Source organism: Sphingopyxis sp. (assembly GCF_965279755.1).
GTDB lineage: Bacteria > Pseudomonadota > Alphaproteobacteria > Sphingomonadales > Sphingomonadaceae > Sphingopyxis.
Genome location: NZ_OZ257261.1, coordinates 2,503,957 through 2,521,794, shown reverse-complemented (window position 1 = coordinate 2,521,794; position 17,838 = coordinate 2,503,957). Strand labels below are relative to the sequence as shown.

The window sequence follows — 17,838 nt, the reverse complement described above, 5'->3', positions numbered from 1 at the left end:
CCAGAATATCGCCGATGGCCGCAAATTCCTCTCCATCCGCGCCCCTGATCGACGGCATTGGCCGCCGGATCAGCTATTTGCGCCTGTCGGTCACCGATCGCTGCGACCTTCGCTGCCGTTATTGCATGGCCGAAGATATGCGCTTTCTGCCGCGATCGCAGGTGCTGAGCATCGAGGAAATGGGCGATCTCGCCGAACGATTCGTCGCGCGCGGCATCCGCCGTATCCGCTTGACCGGCGGCGAACCCCTCGTGCGGCGCGGCATTGACATGCTGGCCGCGCGACTCGGCGCGCTGATCGGCTACGGACTCGACGAGCTGACGCTGACCACCAATGCGATGCGGTTGTCCGAACATGCGCCGATGCTCGCCGCCGCCGGGGTTCGGCGGATCAACGTCAGCCTCGACACGCTCGATCCGGTGGCCTTTCGCCATATCACCCGCGTCGGCGATCTCGATGTCGCATTGCGCGGGGTCGAGGCTGCACGCGAGGCCGGCCTCGCGGTGAAGGTCAACATGGTCGCCCTTGCCGGGCTCAACGAAGACCAGCTGCCGCCGATGCTCGATTATTGCGGGGCCAACGGCTTCGACCTGACACTGATCGAGACGATGCCGCTCGGCGAGGTCGCCGAGGATCGCAGCGACCATTATATTCCGCTCCACCAGTTCATTGCCCCGCTGCGGGCGGAACGCGAGATATTTCCTGTCGACAAGCGCACCGGCGGTCCGGCGCGATATTTCGCGGTCGAGGGAAGCCCCGTCACCCTTGGCCTCATCACGCCGCTCAGCGACAATTTCTGCGCGACCTGCAACCGCATTCGTCTGACGGTCGAAGGACGTATCTATATGTGCCTGGGTCAGGAGGATCATGTCGACCTGCGCGCTGCGCTGCGCGACGGCGGCGATGTCGATGGCTTGATTGATGTCGCATTGGCTGGCAAACCCCGCGCGCATGACTTTCATATCGAACGAAAGTCCACACCGGCGGTCGCGCGTCATATGAGTGCAACGGGCGGCTGACAGGCCGCTCCCAAAGGCCGAGGGGGCACGGGGACCATGATGCAACGCAAGATCGCGCTCGTCGCATCGAACGCGCCCGCAGCGGAAGAGGCCGAGGCCGAGCTGCGACCGCTATATGATTTCGTCGATCTGGGCGAGGCCGACATGCTGATCGCGCTCGGCGGCGACGGCTTCCTGCTTCATATGCTGCACCAGCTCCTCGACCAGCGGCGGAGCCTGCCGGTGTTCGGAATGAACCGCGGCACGATCGGCTTCCTGATGAACGAGTTCCGGGTCGAGGGCCTGCTCGACCGCATATCGGCGGCGCGCCCCTATCTGATCCATCCGCTGTCGGGCGATATCACCACGATCAGCGGAGAGCGGCACATCCTGCCCGCGATCAACGAAATCTCGCTCCTCCGCGAGACGCGTCAGGCGGCGAAGCTCGAGGTTATGATCAACGAAAAGACGATGCTCGAGGAACTCGCGTGCGACGGCGTGCTGGTGTCGACCCCCGCAGGATCCACCGCTTACAATCTTAGCGCCAACGGCCCGATCCTTCCGCTCGATTCGGCAATGCTCGCGCTGACTCCGATCAGCCCCTTCCGCCCGCGGCGCTGGCGCGGTGCGCTCGTTCCCGAATCGACGAGCATCCGTTTCAACGTCCGCGAAGCCGCGAAACGGCCGGTCAGCGCGGTCGCCGACCAGCGCGAAATCCGCGATGTGAAGACGGTGTTGGTCACCACCGACCGCAGCCGGCCACTGACTTTGCTCTTCGATCCCGATCAGGGCCTCGACGAACGCATCGCGATGGAACAATTTATCGTTTGAGGGCTTGATTAATCCCGCGACCGGCGGCAAAGGGACCGCCTTGCCCGCTTAGGCGGCGTGTTCCTCGGTAGCTCAGCGGTAGAGCTCTCGACTGTTAATCGAGCGGCCGTAGGTTCGAATCCTACCCGGGGAGCCATTTCAGTACAGCAGAGGGCACTTGCCCACTGACTTGTTCGTTTCCTAGAGAAACCACCGTCTTCAGCAGCGATTCTCGTTTTCCTCCGACCCTTATCAGTCGGTCGTGAACTTCGATTCTCTGGACGAACCGGTGCAGCAGGTCGCGTCGTTGTTTCGGGCCGCCAGCACGCACTTGTATCCGCGCGCGGGTCGTGAATTCGGCGAGCATATTCGACGATACGGCGCCAATACCCGACGCGTTGAGGACATCCCCCGCCTTAGCCGCTTCGGCATTCGCCAGATCGCGCGCTGATTTCAACGAATCTATCCGTCCGGCCAGATCGGCGTCGGCGGGATCGGCGACCCCGTTCTCGATCGCTTCGTAAAGTCGGCTCAATCGCTGCTGCGCTTCCGCAGCGCGCCGATTTAAATCGCCGATATGACGTTGGCGTTCCGCCACCCGCGTGCGCTTTCGATCGAGCAACGCTTCCAGAATCGCTTCCATCGCATCCGCGTCCAGCAACTGATTCTGGACAAAACGCGCCATGACCTCGTCCAGATGATCGAGGCGAATAGCCCCGGCGCTGCAGGACGTGAGGCCCTGGCGCCGCCGGTTGCCGCAAGAATAGTAACGGTAGCGTCCGCGCTTTCCGGTCATCACCGTCATCGCGCCGCCGCAGGCGGCGCAACGAAGGATCCCCGTCAGGAGAGAGGCGGTTCCCGCCAATGCCGGGTTCATCCTGTCGGGACGGCGCGACTTCAGGCGCGCCTGCACGGCATCAAAGAGTTCTGGATCGACGAGCGGCGGCACCGCCATCGTAATCACGTCGGCGTCCGGGTTCACGCGGCCGCCTTTCGCGATGCGATTGAATTCGTGCACGCCCATATAGCTGCGCCGGGTCAGAATCTGATGGACGGTCCCCACGCCCCAGCGTCCACCCGAGCGCGTGAACATCCCTCTCGAGTTGAGATAATGGGCAATCGCCTTGACGCCGAGGGGGCCGTCGCCATCGCCTGCATTCGCGAGGCGGAACATCAGCCGGACGGTCTCGGCGTGGAGCGGATCGATTTCGAGCTTCTTCTTCGCGCGCAAGCCGCGCTGCTCGGCCACCACGAGGCGATAACCGATGGGCGGCAGGGCGCCGTTCCAGAATCCCTGCCGGGCGTTTTCCTTCATCGCCCGCAGCGTGTGCTTGGCATTCTCCTTCGACTGATATTCGTCGAAGAGCGCCATGATCTGACGCATCATGACATGGACCGGATCGTCGCCGATTTCCTGCGTGATCGACACGAGCTTGACGCCATTCTTGGCGAGCTTGCGGACATGAAACTCAAGCTCGAAATGATCGCGGAAGAAGCGGCTGAACGAGTGAACGACGATCACGTCGAACCGCGGCGGCTTCGCCATCCCCGCCTCGATCATCCGCTGGAATTCCGGTCGGCGATCGGTCGTCGCCGACGCGCCGGGCTCGACATAGGTCTCGACGAGATCGAACCCGCGCGATTCACAATAAGCCTCGCCCTGCCGGCGCTGGTCGGGGATCGAGACGTCCTGCTCGGCCTGCTTGGAGGTCGAGACGCGAAGATAGAGCGCCGCGCGCAGCTTGAGGGTCATCGCGGATCTCCTGTTCCGTGCCTAGACGTCGCCCCGCAAGAGATCGTCGAGAATATCGCCAAACATCGCCTCGAAGATATCGATCTCGGCTGCGCCGAGTGATATCCGGCGCGGGAGGTCGTCGACGACGACCCAGCTTTCCTCGCTCGGCGCGCTCCGTCGCGTCCGGCGCCGGTCGCCGGTTCGGATCGTATAGCGCTTCTGCCGCGTAGCCATGACCGGCTATCTGGCGACGCCGCCTGGGCAAAAAAGGGCATGGGTGCTCTGGCGAAGAGAAACAAAGCCGGGGGGGCTCCGGACGCCTTGGGGTAGCAATCAGCGTACATCAGGGGGTCTCCAGCGCACTCGCGACGGCGCCAGGAATGCGATCGATAACGGTAAGGTAGGTCCGCGCGGGGCCCTCGGGCTCGCGAAGCCCCTGCTCCCACTGGCGAAGCGTGTGGATGTTGAGACCGAAGCGCCGGGCGAATGCAATCTGCGACAGACCCTGGCGCATCCGGATGTCGCGCACCGATATCTCCGGCAGGATATTCGGTCGCGCCGTGCGCGATGAGCGGCCTGCTGTCATGGGCACTGTCCAATATCCACGCCATCGGTTCCTCGCCCTGCCTCGGTCGCGGAAATAATATCAGGCACACTAGTGCATTGCACTACCTCGACCCCGCATTCTGCTCCGAAATGGATTAGAGCGATGCGTCCCGGCAGAGGCTGCGAAAGGTGATCGACCAGCGCGGCGCGGGCATTTCGGTGATGCTATGCTCCCAATCGCGCCGCGCCTCGCCGGCGAGATGATAGATGCCGCGCGGCGTGAGCGGCAAGGATGCGCGATCGAAGCCGGTCCTGGTCCGGCGACGAAACCGCATCACCGCCTCGGCGCCCAGCGAGATGCCGATGACATGATCGAAGACGGGGCGGTCCTTGTGCCAGCCGATACCGGCGCCTTCGCCATATTCGATCAGCAGCGCCTGCGCGATATCGGCGGCATCGATGCCGGCGAACGCCGCGGCGCGCGCGGCGATCGGCCGGAGCCAGGCCGGGAATGGGTCCGAAGGCGCGAAGCGGCCGGTCTTGAAGTCGTAGGTCCAGCCGAAGGAGCGCGTCAGCCGCTTGCCGGTCCATTGCTGAAACGCGAAGGGTTCGAGGTCGGCGGCGGCGAGGTGCGCGATCAACGCGCGCTCTTCGCCAGCCGAGATGAAGCCCGGGGCGGCTGTCAGCCCCGGAAGCAGCGGCGCGCCGAACAGGTCGCCCTGCCCGCTCAGCTTAGGCATCGCCGTCACAGCGGCAGCAGCGCCTGCCCCCCGATCGGCTCGACGAGGAAGGTGTTGGCTGGCGGGGAGATCAAAAGCTCGGCCTCGGGAACCGAGGCGTCGAGCCATGCCATCACCTGGCGGCGGTGGATGATCGCGCCATGCCGCGACTGATAGGGCGATATGTCCGGGTTCGCGGCGACGGTGACGATCCGGTAGGACAGAGGGAAGTCGCCGAGCGGCGGGTCCCAGATCGCGGCGAGGTAGAAGAAATTACCGCCGTCGAGCGTCGCGCGGTACCGCTTGTCGCCGACGCCCATGTGAAATTCCGACGCCGGAACGAGGCAGCGGCGCGCCGGAAAGGCGCGGCCCTCGGATCGGACGAAGCGAAAATCGACGCCATCGCCGAACCGGGGATTCGATCCCCAGAGCGCGCGAACCATCTCGATCTCCGAGGCGTTGTCGGGATTGCGCCGCACGATTGCCCGCATGGCACCATTGGGTGCATCTTCGGCAAATGGCGTGGGCGTTGAATCCATGACCGGAACATAATAGGAACGAAAGCGAGTCGCAAGACCGAGGACGGGATATGTGCAACGACTATAGGCTGATCATCGACATCGCCTCGGTGGCCGAGGATTTCGACGATCTCCAGATCAAGCTCGACACGCCCGAGGGCACGCCCAACGTCGAGGCGCGCGAAGATATCAAGATCACCGATATGGGTCCGATCGTCCGGACCGCGGACAAGGGCCGCGGGCATGGCGAACTCGTCAACCGGCGCTGGAGCTGGCCGGGCCCGAAGGGCAACCCGATCTATAATTTCCGCTCCGAGCAGCGCGACTTCACCTCGCATCGCTGCCTTGTCATATGCGACGGCTTCTACGAGTTCACAGATCCGGCGGACAAGACACAGAAGCGCCTCGATAAATGGCTTTTCACGATGAAAGGACAGCGCTGGTTCTGCATGGCAGGCATCTGGCGCGTATATCCCGAAGGCGAGGCGTTCACCCTGCTCACCATGGACGCGGGCCCCGATGTCGCCCCCTACCATCACCGCCAGATCATCCCGCTCGCGCCCGAGAGCTGGGCCGACTGGCTTGACCCCGATGTCCCGGCGGCTCAAGTGCTCCAGTGGCTGCCGGGGGGCAGCCTTGACGTCACGCAGGTTTATGGCGCGCCGCCGGCGCAAGGGGCTTTGAAATTATGACCGGGGAGTATGATCTCCAGCGCTTCGTCGAAGCGCAGGAGCCACTCTATCCGCGCGCGCTCGAGGAGATCCGGCGCGGCGCGAAGCGCACCCACTGGATGTGGTTCATCTTCCCGCAGCTCAAGGGGCTCGGGCGCAGCGCCATGGCGCAACGCTATGCGATCGCGTCGGTCGACGAAGCGAAAGCCTATCTCGATCATCCCGTGCTCGGTCCGCGCTATGTCGAATGCGTGACCGCGCTCCAGGACCTTACGGGAACCACGGCGGTCACGGTCTTCGGTGAGACCGACGCCCGAAAGCTTTGTTCGTCGCTGACTTTGTTCGAGGCGGCGGGCGAAGCGCCGCTCATCGCGGCGGCACTCGATCGCTGGTTCGGTGGCCAGCGCGACAAGCGCAGCCTTGCCGCAATGGCGGCGCCAGCCGCCCGGGAATGAGCGATTCGACCTCGTTCGGATCATCTGCTTGCGCAAAGGTCGGCGGCGACATCCACGGGCCGCGCACCCAAATAGCGAATTCCGTTTGTTCTCGGACGCCTAGCCTCCGTAACGCCAAACGATCCACAGCATTCACCGCGAGCGCCTTGACGGCGAAGCCGACTCAATGGAACATATAGGGAACATTTGAGTCGATGACCTATGACCTTCGCATTGCCATCACCCGTCTCCCGGCCCTCGGCCGAGGAGCTTGCCGCGCTTCGCGAGGCGGTGGCGCGCGTGCGCAGCGCGCGCGGCGCCATCCTCCCGTTCGGCATCGGGCCGCTCGACCATAAGCTCGCCGACCATGGGCTCAATGGCGCGGGCCTTCATGAAATCGCCGGCGCCAGCCCGAGCTGGAGCGACGATGCCGCGGCGACCCTGTTCGCCGCCGGGATCGCCGCGCGCTTCGCCGCGGCGCCCGGCCTCAACATCCTGTGGGCGCTGACGCGGTTCGATCTTTACGCGCCGGGCATCGAGCAAGCGGGGCTCGCGCCCCAGCAGGTCTTCTATGCGCAGGGCAAGGACGACAAGGATGTCCTCGCCCTGGCCGAAGACGGCCTTCGCGACGGCTCGCTCGCCTGCGTGATCGCCGAAGTGAAAGTGGCGGACCAGACCGCGACGCGGCGCCTGCAGCTTGCGGCGTCCGAAGGACAGACGCCGCTGCTGCTCTACCGCCGACACCGGCGCCAGGGCCGCTGCCCGCTGGGTGAGCCTTCGCTCGCAATGACCCGCTGGCGGATCGGCTGTGCGCCCTCCGCTCCCCTCGCCGCGCCCGGGGTCGGCCGCGCGCGATGGACCATCGAGCTCGTACGCCAGCGCGGCGGGCCGCCCTTTTCCCTCGAGCTGGAGGCGTGCGATGACCAGGGTCGCCTCGCTCTTCCTGCCGCAGCTCGCGATCGAGCGGCTGCGCAGGACAGAGCGACCCAATACGCGGCCTAACCGCGGCGCCCCTTCGCCGGCGGCGCCGCTTCCGGTGCCGGTCGACGACAATCCCGGCGCCTGTTCGGTCCCCCGCGGCGGCGGCTGGCGCCCCGGCGCCCGCTGGGCGCAGGCCGCGAGCGAAGCGCTGCCCGCGCACCAGCGCCCGACCCTGCGCGAGATGGGCCGCCGCTCCGAGGCCGCTCCCTCCCCTTTCCGGCCCGCGCCGGGCGACGAGGCGGGCGCGGCGGTCACGCCGCCGCCGGCGCTGCCCGCGCTTTGGGGCCTGAGGCCACGCATCCTGATCGCGCGCGCGGGGCAGCGCGAGATCGTAACCGCCGCCTGCCCGCTCGCGCTCGACCTGGGGCTAGGCGTCGGCATGGCGGCGGCGCACGCCCGCGCCCTCGTGCCCGACCTCGACGTCGGCGAGGCCGATCCCGGCGCCGACCGGGCGCTGCTCGACCGGCTCGCGCTCCACGCCGTCCGGCACTGGACGCCGACCGCTGCCGTGGCCGGGCCGGACGGCCTCTGGTTCGATCTCAGCGGAACGACCCACCTGTTCGGCGGCGAGGCGCGCTTTTGCCGCCGCCTGATCGGGTTCCTCAAAAGGCTGGGGTTCACCGCCTGCATCGCGATCGCCGGCACGCCAGGTGCCGCGCACGCGCTCGCGCGCTATTCGGGCGAGACAATCGTAACACTTGCGCCTGGCACCGAGACGCAGGCGCTCGCCGACCTGCCGCTCGCGGCGCTGCGGCTCGAGCCGCACGCGCTGATTGCGGCGGCACGCTTCGGAATCGAACGCATCGCCGATCTCTATCCGATGCCGCGCGGCCCGCTGGCGCGGCGCCTCGGCCTCAGGACGGTCGAGCGCCTCGACCAGGCGCGCGGGCTCGCGCCCGAGCCGATCGTCGGGCTTGTCCCGTTCGAGATGCCCGAGGTCGAACGCCGGCTGGTCGAGCCGATCGCGACGCCCGAGGCGATCGCGCAGGTCATCGGCGATCTCGTCGATGATCTCGTCGCGATGCTCGAAACACGCGGCCTCGGACTCCGTGGCGCGGTCCTGACCTCGGTGCGCGTCGATGACGGCGAGCAGGTCGTCGCGCTCGGCACCGCCCGCGCCACCCGCGACGCCCGGCACATCAAGCGCATGTTCGCGCTGCGGATCGAGACGATCGAGCCGGGCCTCGGCATCGAGGCGATGCGGCTTGCGGCGCCGGGCGTCGAGCCGCTCGGCGCCCTGGCTTTTTCCACCGATCTCATCGCCAGCGAGCGCGCGCCCGATATCGCGCCGCTCGTCGATCAGCTCGCCGGACGGGTTGGCGACGCCGCGCTGTTCCGGATGACCGCGATCGAGAGCGACGTCCCCGAGCGCGCGGTGCGCGCGCTCGCGCCGCTCGGCGAGCCGAAGGGCTGGCCGATCTGGGCACGTCCCGCGCGATTACTGAAGCGGCCCGAGCTGCTGTCGGGCGTCGTCGCGCTGCTCCCCGACCATCCACCGCGCCGCTTCCGCTGGCGCGGCAAAGATTACCGGGTGGTCGCGGGCGATGGCCCCGAACGCATCCATGGCGAATGGTGGCGCAGCACCCGCGAGATGTGGGCGGTCAGGGATTATTTCAAAGTCGAAGCCGAGACCGGCGAACGCTTCTGGCTCTTTCGCCGCGGCGACGCGGTCGCGCCCGAGACCGGCGATCTCAGCTGGTATCTGCACGGGGTCTTCGGCTGAGGCCATGCCCCGCGAGACACAATATGTGGAACTGCAGGTCACGAGCCATTTCTCCTTCCTGCGCGGCGCGTCCGCGCCCGAGGAGCTGTTCGCGGCCGCCGCGCTCCAGGGACATAAGGCGCTCGGGCTTGCCGATCGCGGCAGCGTCGCGGGCGTGGTGCGCGGCCTCAGCGGCCAGGAGGCGACGGGCACGCGGATGATCGCCGGTTCGCGCCTTGACCTCCGCGATGGGCGGTCGCTGCTTCTCTATCCGAAGGACCGCCCCGCCTGGTCTCGGCTGACGCGGCTTCTCACCCTCGGCAAGGCGCGCGGCGGCAAAGGCAATTGCTGGCTCGACTGGCCCGACGTCGCCGCCCATGCCGAGGGGCAGATCGCGATCCTTCTCCCCGATCAGCCGGGCGATACGACAAGGCTCAACCTCGCCGAGCTGCGCGATGTCTTCGGTCAGGACGCCCATATGGCGCTCTCGCTCCGCCGCCGCCCCGGCGATGCCGAGCGGCTGCGCGCGCTCGACACGCTCGCCCGCGCAGAGCGCGTCCGCAGCGTCGCGACCGGCGACATCCTCTATCATGCGCCCGAGCGGCGGCCGCTGCAGGACGTCGTCACCGCGATCCGCGAGAAGGTGACGATCGACGCTCTCGGCTTCCGGCGCGAGCGTTTCATGGATCGCTGCCTCAAGTCGCCGCATGAGATGGAGCGGCGCTTCGCGCTCTTCCCCGATGCGATCGCGGCCAGCGCCGATATTGCGGACGCCTGCCGCTTCGATCTCGCCGAGATCCGCTACCAATATCCCTATGAGCAGGTGATGGAGGGCCGCAGCGCACAGGAGGCGCTCGCGCAGCTCACCGAAGACGCCGCCAAGGCAATGTTCCCGGGCGGCCTGCCCGCGCCCTATCGCCATCAGATCGACCATGAACTGAGGCTCATCGATCAGCTTGGTTACGCACCCTATTTTCTCACCGTCCATGCGATCGTCGCCGAGAGCCGGCGGCGCGGCATCCTCTGCCAGGGGCGCGGCTCGGCGGCCAATAGCTGCGTCTGCTACATGCTTGGCATCACCTCGATCGACCCGATCAAGCATGAACTGCTGTTCGAGCGCTTCGTGAGCGGCGAGCGCAAGGAGCCGCCCGATATCGACGTCGACTTCGAGCATGAGCGGCGCGAGGAAATCATCCAGTGGATCTACGAGACCTACGGCCGCCATCGCAGCGCGCTCACCGCCGTGGTCACTCGCTACCGGACGCGCGGCGCGGTCGCCGAGGTCGGCAAGGCGCTCGGGCTGCCGCGCGACCTCACCAAGATGCTCACCGGTCTCGTCTGGGGCTGGTCGGTTGACGGGATCAGCGACGAAGAGATCGAGAAGCTGAACCTCAACGCGCAGGATCACCGGCTCAGACTCACTCTCGACCTCGCCCGCCAACTCATTGGGACGCCGCGGCATCTCTCGCAGCATCCGGGCGGCTTCGTACTGACCGAGGAGCGGCTCGACGACCTCGTCCCGATCGAGCCCGCGCGCATGGAAGACCGGCAGATCATCGAATGGGACAAGGACGATATCGATGTCCTCAAGTTCATGAAGGTCGATGTGCTCGGTCTCGGCATGCTCGGCTGCATGAACCGCGCCTTCAACCTGCTCGCCGAGCATAAGGGCGTCGCTGTCGGCATGGCCGACCTGCAGGACGACGATCCCGCGGTCTATGGCATGATCCAGAAGGCCGACACCTTGGGCGTCTTCCAGATCGAGAGCCGCGCGCAGATGTCGATGCTGCCGCGCATCAAGCCCAAATGCTTCTACGATCTGGTGATCGAGGTCGCGATCGTGCGCCCCGGCCCGATCCAGGGCGACATGGTGCATCCCTATCTGCGGCGGCGCGAAGGCAAGGAGAAGCCCGAATATCCCAAGCCCGAGCTGCGCGCCGTGCTCGAGAAGACGCTCGGCGTGCCGCTGTTCCAGGAGCAGGCGATGAAGGTCGCGATCGTCGGCGCGGGCTTCACGCCCGCCGAGGCCGACCAGCTCCGCCGCGCGATGGCGACCTTCAAGCTCACCGGCGGGGTCAGCCATTTCTACGACAAGCTCGTCGGCGGCATGGTCGAGCGCGGTTACCCCAAGGATTTCGCCGAGCGGACGTTCAAGCAGATCGAGGGCTTCGGCAGCTACGGCTTTCCCGAGAGCCACGCCGCCTCCTTCGCCAAGATCGCCTATGCGAGCTGTTGGATGAAGCATCATCACCCCGACGTCTTCTGCGCGGCGCTGCTCAACGCCCAGCCGATGGGCTTCTACGCGCCCGCGCAGATCGTCCGCGATGCCCGCAACCATGGCGTCGATGTCCGCCCGGTCTCGATCAACCACAGCCACTGGGACTGCACGCTGGAGGCCACGCACGGAAAATATCTCGCGGTCAGGCTAGGCTTTCGCCAGGTCCGCGGGCTCGCAAACGTCCATGGCGCCGCGATCGTCGGCGCGCGCGGCGACCTGCCCTATGACGCAGTCGAGGACGTCTGGCGCCGCGCCGGGGTGCCGCGCGCGGCGATCGAGCGATTGGCCGAGGCCGACGCCTTCCACCCGATCGGCGAGAGCCGGCGGCAGGGGCTCTGGAAGACAAAAGGCCTCGGCGAAGCCCCGCTTCCCCTCTTTCAGGCCGCCGACGAGCGCGAAGCGCGCTTCAGCCCGGAGGGCATCGAACCCCCGACGATGCTGAGGGCGATGACCGAAGGACGCGAGGTCGTCGAAGACTATCGCGCGACGCAGCTCAGCCTGCGCGCACACCCGCTCAGCTTCCTGCGCGACGAGCTCGACGCGATGGGCATCGTCCGCTGCGCCGACCTCCAGCGCATCCCGAATGGCAAGAATATCGAAGTGGCGGGCATCATTCTCGTCCGCCAGCGCCCGGGCAGCGCCAAGGGGGTGCTGTTCGTGACGATCGAGGACGAGACCGGGATCGCCAACGGCATCCTCTGGCCTGACCGCTTCGAGATCTACCGCCGCCCGATCATGGCCGCCTCGATGATCGCGATGCGCGGCCGGGTACAAAAGGAGGGCGAGATCATCCATGTCATCGCCGACCGCATCATCAATCAGGACGACATGCTCGGCCGCATCGGGCGGACGGGCTTTGCCGTCGCGCCCGGCCGCGGCGACGGCGCCAGCAATGGCGGCGGCCCCGACAGCCGCGAGCCGCTTCGCCAGCGCAGCCGCAATTTCCAGTGACGGGCTGGCTCGCGCGAGACACGTATCTCAACCAGCGAAACCTGATGAGCCACAAAGCCGCCCGGCCCGCAGGGCCAGACAAACGCGCTCTTGGCGAGCCCGCAGCGGCGCGGCGTGCGCGCGGGCCTGTGCTTAGCCGCCGCGCCGCAAGGAAAGCGAGCCAAGTGCGCTTGCGCGGCCCGGACAAGGCACGCGACCCCTGGCGGCGCCTGCCGCCGCCAGAGCGCGCCCATCAGATGCCGCGCACTGTTCCCCGCCGGCGCGCCGGCGGGGAGTGAGCTCTCAACCGTTCAGGCGATCCTTGACGGCCTTGGCGGCGCCGAAGCCCAGTTTCTTCGAGGCCGCGATCTGGATCGTGGCACCGGTCGACGGATTGCGGCCTTCGCGAGCGGCCGATTCCTTGATCTTGAACTTGCCGAAGCCGTTCACCGACACTTCGTCGCCCTTGGCGGCGGCATCGACAATCGCGGCAAACACGGCGTCGACAGCTTTCTTGCCTTCAGCCTTCGAAAGACCGAGCGCAGCGGCAACGCTGTCCGAAAGTTCGGCGTGGTTCATATAAAATCTCCAATAGCATCCGGGCCGATCCCGAACGGGCCGCCGCTATAGGCGGCGCTCCAAGCGTTCGCCATATCCCGATGCTATTCGGCGATCGCCGCCCGCACGACGTCGAGCGCGCGCTCGAGCGCTTCGGACCGGTAGCCGCCCTCGGGCGCCTCGCGGTCAAAAAGGCCCCGCTCCTCGTCGATCGCCACAAGCACGCGAAGCGCGGCGAAAAGGTCGGCGGCGGTCGGCGTCCCTTCCATCTCAGCCCGCAGCCCGCGCGGTGTCTTCAAGCTGCGCGATCCGTTCGCGGCAGATCGACTCGACGATGCCGGCCAGCGCCGAGACGCGCTCGCCGAGCCAGGTCAGCTCTTCTTCCGAGATGCGATAATGTTTCGAGTAGCGCGCCTTCACATAGGCTTCCTTCAGCTTCTCGAACATCGCGCGCTCGCGCTTCTCGCCGCGCGGCCACGCGTCGAACAGGCGCGGATCGACATTCTCGGCCTGTGTGCGCAGGAAAGCGAGATTATGAATGTGCGGGGTGTAGAAGCGGCATACTAGCAGCACGCAATGATAGTAGCGTTCGGCTGCTTGATGCGTCAGAAATGCCGCGTCCTTTAGGCGACCATTCTGCAAGCTGAAATCTGCTGTTTCTTGCATACCCTGCGCAGCCGGAAGCCATTCATCAAAATATTCTAGCGCCATCTCTAGCGCGGCATGAGGCGTCTTAGGCTGCGGCTCCGGCAGTTCGTCATCGACACTCTGATAAAGCGCGATCCCGTCACGCGCGATATCCATGAAGAAATAGCGACCATGTGCCAGTCCGGCGTTCACCTCGTCGACGCTATGAACAATGAAGTTCACCGGAGTCCGGATCGCCTTCGAGATGCCGAACTCGCGCATCAGATGATCGTCGAGCTTCGACCAATATTCGATGCGGTCGGTCAGGCGCTTGTCGTTGACGATGATGAGAAGGTCATAGTCCGACTGATAACCCTTGGCGGTATGCGGCTCGTCGACCCAGCCGCCGCGAGCATAGCTGCCATAGAGAATGATCTTCGAAATGCGGCCTTTGCGCTTCCAGTCCTGGGTGGCGAGCGCCAGCGCATCATCGAATTCCTCGAAGATGACCTGGACGACGCGTTCGAGTTCGCGCTGTTTCTGGGCCGGGAGATGATCGAGACTGCTACGCATTGCGGGTCATCCTAACAAGGTGTCGGCCCCCTTGCACCCCGATTGTCGCCAATCCGGATGCGAAGGAGCCGATCGGGCAAGACACTGGGTCAGTCCATGGGATTCCAGAGGATTGCATAGCAATTATCGTCGTCCTGACCTGCCGCACGGCCGAGGTTCGCGTAGAGGCGGCGCGGCCCGAATTCGGGCGCGGCGAAGCTCAGCGACACATAGGTCTTGCCGGAAAGCTCGCTGCAGCGGATCCAGCCTGCGCCGATCTCGGCACCGTCGGAAAAAATCCGATAGTCGGGCTGAACATCGGCCGACTTGTTTCGATTGCAGCGAATTTCGATTGCCGCACGGATCGACAAAGTCCGCAGCTGTCCGTTGAAACCTGTCTCGATCGTGCCGGTGACAATTCCGATCGCAGCCATCACTCTTCTCCTCGCTTCGTGGCCGGGCCATTCCCGAGCCTCGCGCGCCAGTCAGGCGGCGCGGTGGCCGGCGGGCGCACCCGCAGGGCCGCAGCGAAGCGAAGGACGGCGCGAGCCGTTGCGCGCGGTGGCGCGCCGACTACAGCGGAGCGGGGATCGGAATGGCCCGTCGGAGCGGGGCCTGAAGAGTCCTGCCGTGCAAGAACTGCGCCCTTCGACACGAGGGAGCGATCTTTTGGCGCAGCGGTACAATTATCGATCAGCGCAGCAAGCTATCCGCCCCCTGCGACCCAGGAGAGCTCTTCCTTTCAGGAAACAGAGATCTTCATCTGACGCCCGCCAGGTTTCGATCGGGCGGGCGTCTTTTTTTCGGCGTTCGGCTCAATCGCTCGAGGATGTTCAAGAAATTGGTAAACTAGCCGCGCTAGATTCCTTCGGATGAAATGGCTTCTTGTAATCGCACTGGCGCTGACCCCGCTTTCCGCATCCGCGCAGGACATTAGTGGCTCCGGCCGTGCAAAGGACGGCGACTCCCTCGACATGGCAGGGATCGCCGTCCGCTTGCACGGAATCGATGCCCCCGAGCTTGACCAGATATGTTCGCGTCAGGGTCAAAGCTGGGCATGCGGGAAAGAAGCGGCGGCGAAATTGGCACAGATGTTAAATGGCGCCGAATTGCGGTGCGAGCAACATGATGTCGATCAATATGACAGGATCGTCGCTAGCTGCACCGCGCGGCACGTGGATCTGGGCCAAGCGATGGTCGAAGCGGGCCTTGCGGTCGCACTGCCACAGTTTAGTGATCGCTATCTCGGCGCAGAAGCGCGAGCCAAGGCACTCAAACTGGGCATCTGGGCTTCCGACTTTCAGCAACCTGCGGACTATCGGGCCGCCAATCCCAGGACCCATCGGCCCAAGCCGCAGGCACCGGTCAGTCGTCGGCCTCTCGCATCGCCGGCGCCGTCCAGCGTCTATTACCGCAATTGCAATGCAGCGTGGGCTTCGGGAGCCGCGCCGTTATACCGCGGTCAGCCCGGATATCGGCCAGAGATGGATGGCGACGGCGACGGCGTGGCTTGCGAACCATTCCGGCGGCGCTGATCGACCAGGCTGGGTCAAAAAGAGGTCAGCCAAAGTTTCTGGCGCAATCCTGGTACGTTTCGTAGTTGGAAGCCATGGCGACGATCGGGACGAGAATCGAAGAGACGGGAACCTTAATCCGCGACGCGGGCGGTTTCACGCTTCGCCGTGACCTTGGCGGCCGGTGGCGTCTCGATTTGCACCGCGTTCCGGTCGACCAGATTGAAAAGCGTGTACGCATCACGGGTATCGTGGTGAGTGAAGACTTGGTCGATGTCGACGGCGTCGCCCCCGAGGTTATCGCTCCTTCACCGCTCGCCACCGGCGCGTTGCACGCGCCGCTAGAACAGATATTCGAGAGCTTGCCAGGCGCCGACGAGGAATGAGCCGCCGACGAGAACCGTCGCGATCCAGAATTCGACAGCGAGCGCTCGGTCGCGCCATTTCGGTTCGCGCTTTTGCATACGCTCCCGAATGGCATCGCTGAATATTGTAGGAAAGCGATAAATTTACGCTTGGCATCACCCCGCCACCCACATTCAGTCGTATCATATTGGTCAATTCTGGCCGATTGCGGTCGGGCAGCTTAGGGGGTGATTTTGAGAAAAGCGGACGTTAGAGGCGCGCAGCTTGGCCGCGACCGAAATCCAACCATTCCGAACATTCTGCACGGTCGAGGACTGCTCAAACCAACCGTTCAGCGAGCTTCAGTCAGAATATCCTGCGAAGCCTCGCAATCGAGTGGTGAAATCTGTGGCGGCCGCCTCCAAAGCGTTCAATTTGAATGCCGGGGGTGATGCACAAGTTCGGTTGGCCCGATCCAACCAGGCAAGAATGTTCGCGCGCAGCCGCGTCTGAACTTCCTTATCCGACATCTGCAGCCATTTATCTGTTTCCATGGAATAGGATGCTTCAAAGCTCTCCTCTCCCATGCACTTGTCGATATACATCGACACGTTGACTGAGGCGCTGCCTTCGTTCCAGCGAACCTCCAAGTCATTGTGCTCATCACCCTGAGCCAATATCACGGAAGCATCGCCGCCATTAGCACCATCCACACTTGATACGCTGGTTACAAGCCATGAGCCGTAGTTTTTGCTCACGGGCATAGAAGCTGCTGCTAATGAGCTCACCGACAGCAAGAATAGGCAGGATAGCAATCGCATTTCTCGAGGCTGGGCCAAATGCTTCCGTTCTGCAACCCTCCCCATATCGGCCATTCGACCATCGTGGAGCTGGCCCGCTAAAGTTGCAGCCGAATCTGGCCGATTGGGGTCAGGCGGCTTTCAACTTAGATTCCAGATAAGCGGACATTCCGTCGCGGTACGACAATGCCGCGGCCCCTCCTTTCTTGGCGCGGCCTGAACGGTACACTGCGCTAGTTTGATCTCGGACCTTTCTTCCGATCCCTATCGCCAACATCCGGTCGAACCGGCATTTTAATTTGCGCGGGATGTCACAGCGGAGGGATCCCGCTCGTCAGGCATGGTGACGCCGATTTTGGCTTAGGAAGAAAGGAAGATCAGATGAACCGGTTGAATTGGTCCGAAGTCGCTCCCGCCGGAGCGAAGGCGCTGTACGGCGTGCACCATTATGTCACCAACAGCACAGCTCTCCCTGAGGAACTGATCCACCTCGTCTTCCTCCGGGTCTCCCAGATCAACGGATGCGCGCACTGCATCGATCTGCATACCCGGGACCTGCTCAAGACCATGTCGATCGACAAGGTCGCGCTGCTTCCGGTGTGGCATGAAGTCCCGCATCTGTTTCCAGACCAATATCGCGCGGCTTTGGCTTGGGCGGAGGAAGTCACGCGCGTCAGCGAGACCCATGCGTCCGACGAGGCCTATGCAGCAGCAGCCGAGGCATTCGAGCCAAAAGACCTCGTGGACCTGACGATCGCGATTGCGGCGATGAACGCCTTCAACAGGCTCGGCGCACCATTCCGCCTTCCGGTTGCGGCCAAGCCCTGAGGCGTGAGAGCTGCTCTTTTTGGCGTCGCAGTACAATAACAGGTCTACCAGCGAGGCTAACCGCGCCATGCGACCCAGGAGGGCTCTTCCTTTCAGGAAACACGGCTCTTCATCTTACGCCCGTCCGATTTCGATCGGGCGGGCGTGCTTTTTCTGCAAAAAGTCCCTGGGGGCCGCTTGCGGACTGACCGCTTCAAGAGGAGAACCGAGAAGAGCTGACGTTAAATCACAGGTCGAAGGGCTTCCGGCTTTCACGCGATGGTATTGACTTGTGCTGATGAACGGCGCCGAA

At 64.7% G+C, this 17,838-nt stretch carries 20 protein-coding genes and 1 tRNA gene; 11 read left to right on the top strand and 10 right to left on the bottom strand.

Going from position 1 to position 17,838, the window contains the following annotated elements; genetic code table 11:
* The first annotated feature begins 14 nt into the window (after positions 1–14).
* The 3 genes from moaA to ACQY80_RS12390 all read left to right on the top strand — a co-directional run bounded on the left by moaA (position 15) and on the right by ACQY80_RS12390 (position 1,965).
* The gene (gene moaA / locus ACQY80_RS12400) at positions 15–1,019 is read left to right on the top strand and encodes a GTP 3',8-cyclase MoaA (RefSeq protein WP_428679996.1); all 1,005 of its coding nucleotides are present in this window, start codon (positions 15–17) and stop codon (positions 1,017–1,019) included.
* 39 nt (positions 1,020–1,058) lie between these two features.
* Positions 1,059–1,829 (top strand): NAD kinase, encoded by a 771-nt coding sequence (locus ACQY80_RS12395; protein WP_428685856.1) that lies wholly within the window; start codon positions 1,059–1,061, stop codon positions 1,827–1,829.
* Between the two features lie 61 nt (positions 1,830–1,890).
* A tRNA-Asn gene (locus tag ACQY80_RS12390) sits at positions 1,891–1,965 on the top strand.
* On the opposite strand, the gene ACQY80_RS12385 is transcribed toward ACQY80_RS12390, so the two are convergent.
* The 5 genes from ACQY80_RS12385 to ACQY80_RS12365 form a co-directional block, all read right to left on the bottom strand.
* Positions 1,951–3,561, bottom strand: coding sequence for a recombinase family protein (locus ACQY80_RS12385; protein WP_428679993.1), 1,611 nt, complete (start codon positions 3,559–3,561; stop codon positions 1,951–1,953). The two genes, ACQY80_RS12390 and ACQY80_RS12385, sit on opposite strands and share 15 nt — an antisense overlap.
* A gap of 21 nt (positions 3,562–3,582) precedes the next feature.
* Positions 3,583–3,777 (bottom strand): hypothetical protein, encoded by a 195-nt coding sequence (locus ACQY80_RS12380; RefSeq protein ID WP_428679991.1) that lies wholly within the window; start codon positions 3,775–3,777, stop codon positions 3,583–3,585.
* A gap of 109 nt (positions 3,778–3,886) precedes the next feature.
* Positions 3,887–4,129: a helix-turn-helix domain-containing protein gene (locus tag ACQY80_RS12375; protein WP_428679988.1), complete on the bottom strand. Its 243-nt coding sequence runs from the start codon at positions 4,127–4,129 to the stop codon at positions 3,887–3,889.
* Positions 4,130–4,244: 115 nt separating this feature from the next.
* Positions 4,245–4,829 carry an alpha-ketoglutarate-dependent dioxygenase AlkB gene (locus ACQY80_RS12370; RefSeq protein ID WP_428685854.1) on the bottom strand — a complete coding sequence of 195 codons (585 nt, stop codon included), beginning with the start codon at positions 4,827–4,829 and terminating at the stop codon, positions 4,245–4,247.
* A gap of 5 nt (positions 4,830–4,834) precedes the next feature.
* Positions 4,835–5,347 (bottom strand): SOS response-associated peptidase family protein, encoded by a 513-nt coding sequence (locus ACQY80_RS12365; RefSeq protein WP_428679985.1) that lies wholly within the window; start codon positions 5,345–5,347, stop codon positions 4,835–4,837.
* A 50-nt stretch (positions 5,348–5,397) separates the two neighbouring features.
* Between ACQY80_RS12365 and ACQY80_RS12360 the strand changes: the two genes are divergently transcribed.
* From ACQY80_RS12360 to ACQY80_RS12340, 5 genes are all read left to right on the top strand, one after another.
* The gene (locus ACQY80_RS12360; RefSeq protein WP_428679982.1) at positions 5,398–6,018 is read left to right on the top strand and encodes an SOS response-associated peptidase; all 621 of its coding nucleotides are present in this window, start codon (positions 5,398–5,400) and stop codon (positions 6,016–6,018) included.
* The gene (locus ACQY80_RS12355; RefSeq protein ID WP_428679979.1) at positions 6,015–6,452 is read left to right on the top strand and encodes a DUF1810 domain-containing protein; all 438 of its coding nucleotides are present in this window, start codon (positions 6,015–6,017) and stop codon (positions 6,450–6,452) included. Before ACQY80_RS12360 ends, ACQY80_RS12355 begins: the two co-directional genes overlap by 4 nt.
* 201 nt (positions 6,453–6,653) lie before the next feature.
* Complete coding sequence (locus tag ACQY80_RS12350; RefSeq protein WP_428679976.1) at positions 6,654–7,433, top strand: ImuA family protein; 780 nt, start codon at positions 6,654–6,656, stop codon at positions 7,431–7,433.
* On the top strand, positions 7,351–9,135 hold the full coding sequence (locus ACQY80_RS12345) for a DUF6504 family protein (protein WP_428679973.1): 1,785 nt from the start codon (positions 7,351–7,353) through the stop codon (positions 9,133–9,135). The genes ACQY80_RS12350 and ACQY80_RS12345 overlap by 83 nt, the downstream gene beginning before the upstream one ends.
* A gap of 4 nt (positions 9,136–9,139) precedes the next feature.
* Positions 9,140–12,343, top strand: a complete 3,204-nt coding sequence (locus ACQY80_RS12340; protein WP_428679970.1) for an error-prone DNA polymerase — start codon at positions 9,140–9,142, stop codon at positions 12,341–12,343.
* 282 nt (positions 12,344–12,625) lie between these two features.
* Here ACQY80_RS12340 and ACQY80_RS12335 read toward each other — a convergent pair whose 3' ends face one another.
* The 4 genes from ACQY80_RS12335 to ACQY80_RS12320 all read right to left on the bottom strand — a co-directional run bounded on the left by ACQY80_RS12335 (position 12,626) and on the right by ACQY80_RS12320 (position 14,493).
* Positions 12,626–12,901 (bottom strand): HU family DNA-binding protein, encoded by a 276-nt coding sequence (locus tag ACQY80_RS12335; protein ID WP_428679967.1) that lies wholly within the window; start codon positions 12,899–12,901, stop codon positions 12,626–12,628.
* A gap of 83 nt (positions 12,902–12,984) precedes the next feature.
* On the bottom strand, positions 12,985–13,149 hold the full coding sequence (locus ACQY80_RS12330; RefSeq protein WP_428679964.1) for a hypothetical protein: 165 nt from the start codon (positions 13,147–13,149) through the stop codon (positions 12,985–12,987).
* 1 nt (position 13,150) lies between these two features.
* Positions 13,151–14,080 carry a HEPN domain-containing protein gene (locus ACQY80_RS12325; RefSeq protein ID WP_428679961.1) on the bottom strand — a complete coding sequence of 310 codons (930 nt, stop codon included), beginning with the start codon at positions 14,078–14,080 and terminating at the stop codon, positions 13,151–13,153.
* A gap of 89 nt (positions 14,081–14,169) precedes the next feature.
* Entirely contained in the window at positions 14,170–14,493 is a 324-nt protein-coding gene (locus ACQY80_RS12320; protein ID WP_428679958.1) for a DUF736 domain-containing protein, read from the bottom strand.
* A 438-nt stretch (positions 14,494–14,931) separates the two neighbouring features.
* On the opposite strand from ACQY80_RS12320, the gene ACQY80_RS12315 reads away from it, so the two are divergent.
* Both ACQY80_RS12315 and ACQY80_RS12310 read left to right on the top strand, forming a co-directional pair.
* Positions 14,932–15,594 (top strand): thermonuclease family protein, encoded by a 663-nt coding sequence (locus ACQY80_RS12315; RefSeq protein ID WP_428679955.1) that lies wholly within the window; start codon positions 14,932–14,934, stop codon positions 15,592–15,594.
* A gap of 74 nt (positions 15,595–15,668) precedes the next feature.
* Positions 15,669–15,959, top strand: coding sequence for a DUF5818 domain-containing protein (locus ACQY80_RS12310; RefSeq protein WP_428679952.1), 291 nt, complete (start codon positions 15,669–15,671; stop codon positions 15,957–15,959).
* Positions 15,960–16,280: 321 nt separating this feature from the next.
* On the opposite strand, the gene ACQY80_RS12305 is transcribed toward ACQY80_RS12310, so the two are convergent.
* Positions 16,281–16,793 (bottom strand): hypothetical protein, encoded by a 513-nt coding sequence (locus ACQY80_RS12305; protein WP_428679949.1) that lies wholly within the window; start codon positions 16,791–16,793, stop codon positions 16,281–16,283.
* A 306-nt stretch (positions 16,794–17,099) separates the two neighbouring features.
* Here ACQY80_RS12305 and ACQY80_RS12300 point away from each other — a divergent pair, with 306 nt between their 5' ends.
* Entirely contained in the window at positions 17,100–17,546 is a 447-nt protein-coding gene (locus tag ACQY80_RS12300; protein ID WP_428679946.1) for a carboxymuconolactone decarboxylase family protein, read from the top strand.
* Positions 17,547–17,838 lie beyond the last annotated feature (292 nt).